This is a genomic window from Pelodictyon luteolum DSM 273 (assembly GCF_000012485.1).
In the GTDB taxonomy this organism is placed as follows: domain Bacteria; phylum Bacteroidota; class Chlorobiia; order Chlorobiales; family Chlorobiaceae; genus Chlorobium; species Chlorobium luteolum.
In genome coordinates this window covers 1,105,756-1,117,977 of sequence record NC_007512.1, presented here as the reverse complement: position 1 = coordinate 1,117,977, position 12,222 = coordinate 1,105,756, and the positions used below count along the sequence as shown (strand labels likewise).

The following is a 12,222-nucleotide window of genomic DNA, read 5'->3' as shown; positions in this document are numbered from 1 at the left end:
CCGGAACTTCCTGTGAGAGCCCGACAGAAGGCACTGGTCCGGCAGATATGCTTGAGGGAGCTGGAGCAAAGTCCATCTCATCCAGGACCATATCGCCCGGACGATGCGGGATGCCAACGACCGGAGGCTGAGTATACATAGCCGCGAACCGGCCCCAGGGCTGGGAAGTATCCTGCGTGCTGAGGAAGATGGCTGCCGTCGATCCTGCCACAGCCGCAGCAGAGGCTGCAACAATCCAGAGATGAGCGGCGGATTTAAAAATGCGTCGGCGCATCAGGCTTCCCGTGAAAGACGGATCAGCTCTTCGACAAGTTCTACATGGCGGGCTTCATCCTCTGCCACATGACGCATCAGCAGTGAGTATTTCCCTTCGGGCAGGTATGCCGCAAGCTCAGAAGCCTCCCGGTGCATCATCTGCTCAAGTTCCAACAGCTGCTGGAAGTATTCGTTAAAACTCTCTTGGGTAAACATCTAGACCGGATGAATTGACGAATTCGATGACGTTATAGAGGGCGGCCTCATGTCCTTTGGACTCGGAGGCAAGCAGAGCAAGTATTTCCTGCATCCGTAAACGTTTGGAAGCGCTGAATCCAGAAAAAAAGAGCGTGTTGGCAAGATGTTTCGTATAGAGGGCTATCCCGGTTTCCTCGAGGTAGATGGCATTTTGAAGCCTGCCGAGAAGGTCTTTACTGGTAATGGAGGAAAGGGACATGGAGCACGGAATCAGGGGGTAAGGGGAATATCGGCACGCTGCATCTGCATATAATATATGACAAATCCAGTGCGAAATTCTTTTTTAGGTGAGACGGGAAGGCAGGAAAAAAAAGGGACCCGCTCCGGGGTCCCTGCAGTCATCTTATTCTGCTGTAACAGCACCCGGCCCTGTGCCGTCAAGCTTGCGAACACCTGTCCCGGAGCCCTGGAACTCTGTGGCGCCCCGTCCTGTCCCGTCCTGTGGGCGAACGTAATCGGCATCCTGTCCGTTGAAAATGCCGTCGCCATCAGAATCACGGGCGCGGTCATTGATGCCGTCGCCGTCTGCATCGGCCTTCCCTTTCCCGCCGCTTCCCTGATACATGTTCATGCTGCCCGTACCGTTGCCACCCCCGCCGGATATGCCCATGGAGCGCATCCCGCCACCACCGCCGCCGCCTCTGGCGTAAAGCGGTGAGGAAAGCGGAAGGGATAAGAGGACGCCGGTGATGATTAAAAGACGCATCGAAGCATGCATAGCAACTCCTTTAGTTGTGTTGTGGATTTCAGTGTTCAGACGCTGTCACATCATGTAGTTCAAGAAGCGTGCCAGAAAAGGCAAAAACAACGCATAGTGTTTCATTACAAAACCTTGCGATCTTGAAGCAGCTCATTTCCGGCCATTGAACCGAAGCCGCCCCCCGACCGCTTCGTCGCCAGAACGACGAAATGGTCGAACCGGCAATCGAATCACGCTGACAATTGCAATACGTTTATATGCAGGCCCTTCCTGGGACCGCGAAGCTCATAGCGCATTCCCAACAGGCACCAGACTATCCTCCGCATTCGAGCATAGTATCAAAGGAAAAGGAAGATTTACCGGAAGGAAATCATATATTCCGACCAGCCGGACCTTATCCGGCGGCAATCCCCCCTGCCGTTATCCTTACCGGGGGCTCCATGGCAACACCAATCCCCCCCCATGAAATTCAGCTCGCTCCATATCATCGAACCCATCCTCCGCGCTCTCGAAGAGGAAGGATACACACACCCCACTCCGATACAGACGGAAGCCATTCCGCTCATCCTTAAAGGGAGTGATCTTCTCGGATGCGCCCAGACCGGGACCGGCAAAACCGCCGCATTCGCCATCCCGATCCTCCAGCTGCTCCGTGAACGCAAAGCGATTGACGGCAAACGTAAGATCAGAAGCCTCATCGTCACGCCGACCCGTGAGCTTGCCATCCAGATCGGAGAAAGCTTTTCAGCATACGGCCGCCATACAGGCCTCACCAACACGGTCATCTTCGGCGGCGTAGGCCAGAACCCTCAGGTCAATGCGCTTCGCCGCGGAGTCGACATCCTTGTGGCGACACCCGGACGGCTCCTCGACCTCATGAATCAGGGCATCCTGCACCTGCACGACATCGAAATCCTCGTGCTCGACGAAGCAGACCGCATGCTCGACATGGGCTTCATCCATGACATCCGCAAAATCCTTGCCGCCGTGCCGAAGGAACGCCAGTCGCTCTTCTTCTCGGCAACCATGCCCCCGGAAATCCAGAGGCTTTCCTCAACCATCCTTCGCCATCCCGCGAAGGTGTCGGTCACGCCGGTCTCCTCTACGGTTGACATCATCAACCAGCAGATCTACTTCGTGGATCGAGGCAACAAGAGCGGACTTCTGGTCCATCTCCTGCAGAACCCCGACATCAGGACTGTTCTGGTGTTCACACGCACCAAGCATGGCGCCGACAAAGTGGTGCGCCACCTCGAGAAGCACAACATCACGGCCGAGGCCATTCACGGCAACAAGGCCCAGAATGCCCGCCAGCGGGCCCTGTCGAACTTCAAGTCGCAGAAAACGAGGGTGCTTGTCGCAACAGACATTGCCGCCAGGGGAATCGACGTCGACGATCTCGAATGGGTCATCAACTATGAAATGTCGAACATCGCTGAAACCTACGTGCACCGCATCGGACGTACCGGCAGGGCCGGCTCGGCCGGTACGGCGATTTCATTCTGCGATGCCGAGGAGAAAGAATACCTGCGCGACATTGAAAAGCTCATCGCCAAAAGCATTCCCGTCGTCGACAGCCACCCCTTTCCACTCATGGACCACAACCCGGTAAAGATCATCAAGGAGCAGGGACGCGGCCGCAGTGGTCACCCGGCACCGAGGCCGCAGGGAAACGCCAGGCCGAAACAACGCCCCGCCAATGCCGGAAAAAGGTGGTAAGCGAACGGTTCCGAAGAGTTTAGATTCATATCCCATCCGCACGACTGCCCTCCCTCCCCGAAGCTCCGCAACAGGGAGGGAGGGCAGTCGTACGTTACGCCGTCACTGAACAAATCCCCCCATCAGAAAAAAACGACTAAGGGCACCGCATGAGCTTCCGGCACATGCGAACGGGCCCGCATAGCAGTGCAGCGCCGGACAATGAGCGCAACATTCCTGAACAGACAAAGCCCACCGCCCCCAGTCCGCTTTTTTTCCGCCTGTGCCGCCAACTTTGCTTATTAAAGTTCTTTGCGTCAAGTAGAAAAAAAGCAGGGAAAGCAAATCCTCACTCACTCATCATCCGGACCATCTTCCTTCACCATGAGTTCATCCGGAATCTTCCGGCTGACCTTGGCGCCGAGCTTTCTGATGTCATCCACCCTTCCAACCAGATTGCCCTTCCCTTCGCTCAGCCGGCGGAGAGTAAGATCGAATGCATCGTTCACGCCGGTCAGCTTTTTGCGGGCATCCAGAAGGGATTCAGCCACAAGGACAACCTGGTCATGGATCCTGCCCGCTTTCTCGGCTATTTTCTCCGCGTTCCGGTTTTCGTTTTCACGGCGCCATATCTGCGCAATCAGCTTCAGGGTGATCATGAGGGTAGCGGGACCGCATATCACGACATTACGGCCTGAAAGCTCGTAGACCAGTTCAGGGTCACCCTGCATCGCCGCCTGCCAGGCCGGCTCAACAGGAATGCACATGATGATGAAATCAAGCGTCCGGTTGCCGCCGATCCCTGAATAGTCCTTCTGCTCCAGTTCCGAAATATGTCGTTTTACTGAAGCCACATGCTCTTTGAGTGCCTCCTTCCGATCCACCGGATCTTCTAATGCAGAGTACCGGTCATAGGCAGTCAGGGAAACCTTCGCGTCAACGACGATACTTTTGCCTCCGGGAATGTTAACCATGAAATCGGGACGCAGCAGACGGCCGGTTTCATCCCTGAAACTCTCCTGGACCAGATATTCCCGCCCCTCAAGAAGGCCTGATGCTTCAAAAATCCGCTCAACGACGAGCTCACCCCAATCTCCCTGGGTTTTTGATTCGCCCTTGATTGCACGGGCAAGATTGTTGGCCTCGTCACTCACCCTGCTGTTGAGCTGCATGAGCTGCTGAACCTGCTCACGAAGCTGACCGGAAAGCTCGACATCCTTCATATGCACCTCGTCAACCCTACGGCGGAACGCCTCAAGCTGCTCACGGAGCGGCTGGAGCAGGGCATCCATACGTGTACGGGAATCCTCGCCAAGGGCTCTGCCCCGCTCATCAAGCATGCGGCGGGACAGGTTTTCGAAGGCTTCCTGAAGGCGCATTTCAGAGGCCTCAATGTAACCGGCCTGCCCGGTGGAGCGGCTGCGCTCGAATTCGAGTTCAGACTCGAGTTTTGCGTAACGGACCTGCTGCTGGCTGAGGGTTGCGGCATCGGACATGATCCGGCGGACAGCAAGAAGCAGAAAGAGAAGAAGCAGAAGGGACAGGCCTGCAAGAAGGGATATCATGGAGATAAAGGGGTTGGCTCAGGGGGTTTCATGGGATGCGTTCACCTAAATATACGCCTCCATTCACCAAAAAACCCTACCCGGCCATCGATTGAAGAGCAGGCCCCGTCAGGCAGCGGCATCAGGGTATTGCTCACGCTCTGAGAGGGTTGCGGCGTATGAAGTCAAGCGGGATATGCATACATGCTGTAGCCCGTATTCCCGGAAAAGGGTGAACAGGGTTATACCTTTTCAAGTCATTGTGATGCTGCCATCCGGGGCCGTAGATGAGCATCGCTGCATCTGAGGATGAGCGCTTCGGACTCCTGGAGCCGAACCCTCTTACTGCATCCCGAACAGACATAGTCGTCCCGGAAAAAGTGCGTATGGGTCGTATTGCCGCAATGCGGGCAGACAGCCGAAACGGATTCATGCATCCGGCGCTCCATGAACCCCCAGTAAGCGGGATCAAAACCCTCCGCTCTGGCACCTTCGAGGACAGCTGAGCCCTTCTCGGTGAGGCTTGCGAACCGCTCGTTGATTTCAGCATACCCGAGAAGGCAGACCTCATGGAAATACTTCAGCACCAAGCCTTTCCATTCATAGCTGTTTTCGACGACCGCATAGAGTTCAAGCATAGGGGAAGATGAGCGCCCGAGGGCGTCCATCACCAGGGCGATCCGGCTTTGATGGACATTGCGGACATCATTCTCACGCATCATCCCGTTCACCAGCCCGCCGTCTGCACCATCAAGCACACCCTGGCAAGCGGCCCGGTCGATCCTCTGCCAGTCAACCCGATGCACCCTGAGCCTCGCCGCTGATAGAGAGCTGCCTGCATCGGTCTTTTTTCCAGGTAAGGGTGCAGCAACAACGCCCCCAATGACAACAAAGAGCATCATGAATGCGCCAGGATCAATCGACGTCTGTGGGCCGGATGACTGAACTGCCGAAAGAACCATGGTGGCTCCTGCAGTGGCCGGCAAAACAGGCGCAAGCAGGAAAAGTGACAGCACGATGAGAGAATGCCTAGATATGGACTGCATTGCTGCTGGGTTGGTGGTTTAGAGGAGTCGAACCCGTGAGAATATCTAATCACAAGAACCATGCCAATAAGCCACTAATCCCCTAGGCCCTTTTTATATAGAGACTTAAGTTCATATGGATGAATGGATAAGAATGCCTGATAAGGAGCAATGCGCAACAGTTGCATCATGATGACACAACTCTATAGCCCTCATCGATCAGCATGATATCTCATCAGCCGAACAGCCCATCTGCTACGGTGCGCTGCCCGGCGGGTGGGCTGGAGGGTACCCCCCCCAGAAAGAAGCAGTGCAGGGCTTCAGCGGCCTCGTGGTCCCTCACCCGGCGGCAAAGCACGGGCCGAAGCGGCAGGAAGCCGATACCCTGCAAGTGCTGACAGGGTGCCGGCACCACCCGCATTGACCAGCATGTTCTGCGTGATCGACTCGATGGCGTGCAGGTCGCGCGGCCAGGGATGGCGGCTGGCGGATCCGGGGAAGACAATATAGAGAATCTGCCCCAGCGGCTTGGCCGGTCCGGTTCTGGCCGATACATCCTTTCCGCCAAGCCTGGTGGCAAGAGCGATGGAAATCTCCCCGAGAGGATGCCTTCTGGGCCCGATATCGGCGACGACAAAGCCTGACGAACTGCCGTTGTCGAGGTTCACGGCAACGCCGTAATCACCAATCTGCCCTACCCCGTCCATAGCGGCAAACGTCTCAGGGAATACAATGTAGGGAATCCTCGAGGCGTCAACATAGCGTCGAGAATCGGTCTCAGCATACCGCAGATCCTTAAGGGTGGTCATGGAAATGTAATACCCGGCATAGGGGCCGGATTTCATGATATACGGCCTGCTGCCGTCGGCCGGATCGGGGACCAGTACCGTATTCCACCATGAATGACGGGGATATCCCGCATTGGCAAGGTCGTCAAGGCCCGAATTATTCGGATGGTAGGCGTTCGGTGCACCATCGGCGTCGATAGTCATGAATCCGGTGACGTAAGAGTAGGCACTCCGGTCCTGCAGCATGTAAATCCTCGTTCCCCGATACTTCTTCCATGCCTTCGCCCTGAATTCGCCGGCCTGGAGCTCGGGAACTCCTGTGGAGATGAGCGAGATCCCGAATCCAAGCACGGCAAGCATGAAGGTGAAGTGGCGTAGAGAGCTGTTACTCATGTGTACGTTGCATAAGGATTGTCAGCGGTTTCTGTGTTCACAGGGAAGTGGCTTCAGGCGTTTGGACTGTATCGCTGCTGTAGACGCTCCCTGCAGGAGTGCGGACCGCCACCACCGATGATTCACCCAGACGCTGAACCTTCCCGCACTCATTGCACTCAAAGGTCTGCCAGTAGAAGCTGGTAACATTCTCAGCCCCGCAATGCGGGCACCTGACCAAAACCGTCTCATGGAGGCGCTCTTCCATGAATGACCAGAACGGTGCATCGAAGCCCTCCTTGCGGGCACCCTCAAGCATCCTCCAACCCTCGGACGTCAACGTGACATTACGGTCGTCGATCTCGGCATATCCAAGCAGGCATACCTCATGGAAGTACTTGAGGGCAAGGGACTTCCACTCCATTGAACCGGACACGATCTCATACAGGCGGGGCATCGGAGCACCCGGCCGGGAGATGGTATCGAGCACGAGGATAATTCTGTTCTGATGAACCCCGCGGGCATCGTAACTGCGCAGCATGCTGCAGATCTGCTCTGCAGAAGGGCCGTCCAGAAGCCCCGCATGGGTTCTGGACCCTATCTCCCGCCAGCCTGAATCACCCTCCGGCTCCGCATACATCATGCCGTCGGTACCATTCTCAAGGGTCTTCCTGCCGAATACGGGCATTGCCACCATATTGAGAACCACAGCCATCATCAGGGTAAAGACACCGGGCAGAACAGGTATGTTGAAGAACGTAAGGGTACCTGGCTGATGAGGCATGACGAACGGCTTCAGCCCCGCCCCCCCGAACACCCGGTTGATGGCGTCGAGGTTACCCTCATCAATGCTCCTCCCGCCCCTCTGACTCCCGAAAACAGCCTGATAGGATGAGAAACCCATGCCCTCACCACCTCTGGAAAGAGCGCCGAGAACACCTGACAGGTACTCCGGCGAAACAGTTCTGCCGCTGGAGGGGAGCATAACCCGCATGATGAGGGGCTTTTCTCCCGCCCTGATTCTGAATGAGGCAATGGTCCGCTCGATCAGCTCACGATCTTCCAGAGTAGCGGAAACCTCGAGCATCGGCACAATAAAATCAAAAGACTGTGCCAGCAGCGACACTTCCTGGCCTGAGAGCGCAACATCATTGAAGTTGAAGACGCGCTTACCCTGCATCTCTGCAGAATATTCAACATCCTCGTTTCCGGCCTTTCTGACGGCTTCACCGACTTTCGCGGCATATTCACTCACCCGCATGCTCCGCCAGTTGACCCAGGAGTTGTAATGGAGGGTCAGGAGCTCATTGAGAGCCGGAACGGAACCAAGTCCCTTTGCCGCGGCAAACGCCCTGATGTTCTCCCTGCTGTAGTCGTAATCAAGGTCAGGATAGGACAGGCGGTCAAGATGGATGCCCTCCACCCCGTAGTTCCTGATGATATCTGTAACGGTGGATTTCATGTATGCAGCTACTTCCGGGTTGGCCGGTGACATCCAGTGTGCCGAAAGGCGCCCGTTCTGGGCGGTCATGGCCCAGCTATGGTGCTTTTTGAGCGCCCGGCCATCAGAGAGTGCGGGAAGCCATGCATGCACCTTAATCTTCAGTCCCTGCTTGCGCAGGAGTGCAAGGGTGCGGCCAAATACGTCGTCGGCGCTTTTCGGTCCATAGTAAAAGGTCCCCTCGGCATCCTTTGCCATAAGAAACACGTCGGTGACCGATGTCCTGGCCAGATTCGCGGCAATGTATTCAGGTGAGGGCATTCCGCCCTCGCTGAAATCAACCCAAAGAGCGTAACGGCTTGGCTTATGAGCCTGCATTTCTGCGACATACTGATCGGCAGTTACGAACCGTCCGCCTTCATTTTTCACGAAACCGATGAAATTCTGAAGCGCTTTTGGATAGATGGCAGCATTTTTCGGATGCAGCAGAATGACTGCCGGCTGGCCAAGGATGCTCTTCGTCCGGTACAGCTCCTTTAAGGCATCCTCAAACTCATTTTCCTTCATATGCTGCTCGATGATCAGGTCGTAATCAGAAGCAAGCATGGCTCCGCGGCGTATGTCGGAAATCGGCAGCTCAGCCAGCACAGACTGTTCCTCCCAGTGCTCTGAATCCGAGCTGTCATACAGGAATCCCTGTGCCTTGAGTGCTTTCATTGCGCGGAGGTCGTATTCCATATAGGGCGAACGAAACCAGACAACGGGCTTTTTGGTCACCGATTCCAGGATCGTCTTTGATATGCGGATTTCATGCTCCAGAGAGTCCTGTGAAAGAGCCGGAAGATGCGGGTGGGCATGGGAATGTGACCCGATGGTGTTGCCTGCCGCTGCAAGCTTGGCGACAAGTTCCGGATATGCCACAGCAAATTTCCCTGTTATGAAATATGTTGCAGGCACATCAATGCCAAGCGTATTGAGTGCCAGAACATCACCATCGAGCTCTGTATCGAGCGTGAGAAGCACGGGAGCAGGCACCGGCTTTGATGCAGAGGCTGTCAATGATGCAAACAGTGACACAAGGATGCATGCCGTCAGAATGAGGCTCTTCATGATAGGCTCCAAGGGTTGAATGATTGCGGTTTGTTACCAGGTATTGCTGCGTTCCTGCATTTCGTGGGTATAGGCGACAATGCGCATATAGCTCAGGACAATGCGATAGGGCTGCGTTGTAAATGAAGCAAGAGCGAGAGACGGGGTCAGCCTGCGTGCCTGCATGAGGGGTATGATGCCCTGCATTGCGCTGATGCACTCCAGGATCACCATGTATGACAGCCCAAGCTTCAGGAACAGGAGCGGCATCGAGGAAATGATGACGAGCAGCGGATAGACGCCGAGAAAAGCCATTTCCAGAAATGCACTTCCATATCCGATGAACAGCGACCATGGCATCCAGAACAGGCTGATGGGACCGCCGATGTCCGAAAACATCATCCCCCGGTGCTCACGGTAAACCTGGAGATGGCCCCTTGACCAGCGTATGCGCTGCTTGCGGAGGCCCTTCCAGCCAGTCATCGCCGACGTATATGAAACGGCTCTCGGCTCGTAGACAGCACGGTAGCCCAACTCCATCATTTCAAGCGTTATGTCGAAATCCTCAGCCAGAGTCCTGTTCCTGTACCCGCCAGTCTCAAGCAGTACGCTGCGCCGGAAAGCGGTGGCAGGGCCCGGGCATATGCTCACTGCGCCGCCCGACTTCAGCTGCGCCTTCTTGATGATGCTCTGGCCATAGATATACTCGATGGTCTGCATCCTGAGGAGGTAACTGTTGTGCCGCTTCGGCAGCACCATCCCGGCAACCGCACCGACAGTGTCATCACTGAAGCCTGCCACAAGGTAGCGGAGAACCTTCGGATCAAGCGATGAATCGGAATCAGTAAAAAAGATGATTTCACCCTTTGCCTTTTCAATTCCCCGGTTCAGCGCCTCAACCTTTCCCCTGTTGGTGCGCAGCCGTATAACGGAAACATCATATCGCTCGATGATTGGCAGGGTGAGGTCCCGCGAGCCGTCATCAACGATGATGATCTCGTATGCCGGGTAATCGAGAGCCAGAGCCGACTCTATGCACTGGGCAATGCTGTCCTCCTCATTGAAGGAGGGAATGATGACCGATACGAACGGAAGCGAGGTATTGCCTGCAATCCTCCTTTCGGGCAGCATGGTAAGGCCGATGAAAAAGAGGAACGGAAAGAGCGACCCCGCAAGATAGATCAGGAAGAACATGTCGAGCACCTGATGCATCCATACGGGAAATGACCGGGTCGGATTACCCCAGATGAGAACATTGAGCGAGTCGACCCACCCGGGCATGAAACTCCAGATTCCCATGGAAACCAGCAGTGAGATGATCGCGGATAGAATGACGGCTCCCGGATGCCTGAGTCTGAAGGGCGAAGCTTCAGAGAGCGGCCCTGAAAGATGGATTGATGCAGTCTCGATCATTGTGCCTCCTAAGAGCAGGTTGTTCATTGCTTTCAGAAAATCGGAATCCAGCAGGAAATCCCGGCCTTGATGTCATGGTCCTGATCCTGCGGGGTGTCAAAGTAGCTGACGAACAGGTACTCCATATAGATCGAGACATTTCCCGGCAGGTAATGGTCAAGCACCAGCCTTGCACCGGGTCCGTACTGCACGTTGTTGAACCAGGAAGCCCTGTTCCAATCCCTGTCCAGGAAATCATTTACCAGGTCGACCGTGACATAGGGTTCAAAGGAAGCATGGGCGATATTGACGCCGGTGCCGATCTTCGATGAGAGGGATCCAATCAGAAAATCGTCCTCTCCCTCATCACTGAAGGCCGCAGTATGCCATGCCAGCTCACCCCAGCTTTCCGTCCAGACCCGGAATTTCGGGTTAAGCGGTTTCTGGGTTGAAAACCAGAAGGAGAGGCCGCTCTTGACGTTCTGGCGCTCTATACCGGCGGGAACCCGATCTTTCGACCGGTCGAAGGATGAAGTCATCACCTCGTATTGCGAAAACAGCGAGGCACTGATGCCGCCGACATACTCATCCGACCTGTTCATGAATGAATGCTGGGTCGTGAGCTTCAAGCTGCCGGCAAAGACCTGATTATTGTTCCAGTAACTCCTGTTCAGCGGCTTGTCAGCAAAATCATAGGTTATGCTCGCCCTGGCGTAGGGAGCAAGGTAGATGGCATCACTGAGGTAGTGACGCGCTTCGAGGGTAAGAGGAAGCGAAAAGAGATAGTACCCGCTGCCATCCGGGATAGTGCCCTCCTCACGGGTCCTGTTGAAATTGTATTGCGTGTAATAGGACTCAATGCCGCCCTCGACGCATATTTCGTCAGCCGGTTTCTGATACCTGTCGGCCCCGATAGCGGAATCACACTGGAAAGATGTTCCAGCGGCAAAAAGCAATCCTGCAGCCAGAGCGTTCATGTGCTTGCGATGTAGCATAAGACGTTGCGTTTAATTCTTTGACAGGCGAGCAGAATTCCGGGCAGTGAAACCGCCAGAATCAGCCCAGTACCCTACGCCTCTGTTTAAGCAATATTCATGCCAGCAATAGAATTCAACAGCAACGGATGTGCTATTCGCTTATAGATATTGCAGTTATCTGAAATTGGAATGGCGGGATTTCAGGGATATCGGGAAATACTCCCATAAAAGCCATGAAATCGAAAATTCCGATTGTTTCGGTCAATGATCTAAAAAGGAGCAGTAGTGTCAGAAATGCAGCAGTATCAGATGCAGAGCAGAAGAGGGGCGTTGTTTGCGGTATGAACGTTTATAAATTTGCATTAAAGCATAATTTTTGTTACCTATTCTCTCCTTTTCCGGCGAAGTGGCCGAGTGGCTAGGCAGAGGTCTGCAAAACCTCGTACAGCGGTTCGAGTCCGCTCTTCGCCTCCAGGAGAGGTTTACATAGAGAAGCCTCAAGCCTTCAAAACCCCTGTAAAATCAGGGGTTTTGCTGTTTCTGAGTCCTCATAAGGTTGCCCTGATTTGCTTGGATTGTCTGTCGTATAGGTATATTTTTATGGTATATCTCAAGCTCACCACCTTAGTCGGCCGCACAAAATATACCTACGATGCCCGGACACACCGCTCCACTGTCCGCCC

The 12,222-nt window shown here is 54.9% G+C and carries 10 protein-coding genes and 1 tRNA gene; 2 read left to right on the top strand and 9 right to left on the bottom strand.

The window, feature by feature from the left end; translation table 11 throughout:
• Positions 1-273: 273 nt before the first annotated feature.
• The 3 genes from PLUT_RS11720 to PLUT_RS05165 all read right to left on the bottom strand — a co-directional run bounded on the left by PLUT_RS11720 (position 274) and on the right by PLUT_RS05165 (position 1,219).
• A complete protein-coding gene (locus tag PLUT_RS11720) occupies positions 274-429 on the bottom strand; it encodes a hypothetical protein (protein WP_157858145.1) in 156 nt (51 codons plus the stop codon).
• A 19-nt stretch (positions 430-448) separates the two neighbouring features.
• On the bottom strand, positions 449-712 hold the full coding sequence (locus PLUT_RS05170; protein WP_011357725.1) for a hypothetical protein: 264 nt from the start codon (positions 710-712) through the stop codon (positions 449-451).
• Between the two features lie 144 nt (positions 713-856).
• Positions 857-1,219, bottom strand: a complete 363-nt coding sequence (locus PLUT_RS05165) for a hypothetical protein (protein WP_238974629.1) — start codon at positions 1,217-1,219, stop codon at positions 857-859.
• A gap of 456 nt (positions 1,220-1,675) precedes the next feature.
• Here PLUT_RS05165 and PLUT_RS05160 point away from each other — a divergent pair, with 456 nt between their 5' ends.
• Positions 1,676-2,932 carry a DEAD/DEAH box helicase gene (locus PLUT_RS05160; protein ID WP_011357723.1) on the top strand — a complete coding sequence of 419 codons (1,257 nt, stop codon included), beginning with the start codon at positions 1,676-1,678 and terminating at the stop codon, positions 2,930-2,932.
• A 332-nt stretch (positions 2,933-3,264) separates the two neighbouring features.
• On the opposite strand, the gene PLUT_RS05155 is transcribed toward PLUT_RS05160, so the two are convergent.
• From PLUT_RS05155 to PLUT_RS05130, 6 genes are all read right to left on the bottom strand, one after another.
• Positions 3,265-4,476: a DNA recombination protein RmuC gene (locus tag PLUT_RS05155; protein WP_011357722.1), complete on the bottom strand. Its 1,212-nt coding sequence runs from the start codon at positions 4,474-4,476 to the stop codon at positions 3,265-3,267.
• A gap of 236 nt (positions 4,477-4,712) precedes the next feature.
• Entirely contained in the window at positions 4,713-5,471 is a 759-nt protein-coding gene (locus tag PLUT_RS05150) for a hypothetical protein (RefSeq protein ID WP_041463817.1), read from the bottom strand.
• Between the two features lie 329 nt (positions 5,472-5,800).
• Positions 5,801-6,661, bottom strand: coding sequence for a glycoside hydrolase family 75 protein (locus PLUT_RS11110; protein ID WP_011357720.1), 861 nt, complete (start codon positions 6,659-6,661; stop codon positions 5,801-5,803).
• Positions 6,662-6,698: 37 nt separating this feature from the next.
• Positions 6,699-9,191 (bottom strand): polysaccharide deacetylase family protein, encoded by a 2,493-nt coding sequence (locus PLUT_RS11105; RefSeq protein ID WP_011357719.1) that lies wholly within the window; start codon positions 9,189-9,191, stop codon positions 6,699-6,701.
• A 33-nt stretch (positions 9,192-9,224) separates the two neighbouring features.
• On the bottom strand, positions 9,225-10,610 hold the full coding sequence (locus PLUT_RS05135) for a glycosyltransferase (protein WP_011357718.1): 1,386 nt from the start codon (positions 10,608-10,610) through the stop codon (positions 9,225-9,227).
• Positions 10,611-10,615: 5 nt separating this feature from the next.
• The gene (locus PLUT_RS05130; RefSeq protein WP_011357717.1) at positions 10,616-11,557 is read right to left on the bottom strand and encodes a hypothetical protein; all 942 of its coding nucleotides are present in this window, start codon (positions 11,555-11,557) and stop codon (positions 10,616-10,618) included.
• Between the two features lie 382 nt (positions 11,558-11,939).
• Between PLUT_RS05130 and PLUT_RS05125 the strand changes: the two genes are divergently transcribed.
• Positions 11,940-12,013 (top strand) — tRNA-Cys (locus tag PLUT_RS05125).
• The last annotated feature ends 209 nt before the right edge of the window (positions 12,014-12,222 follow it).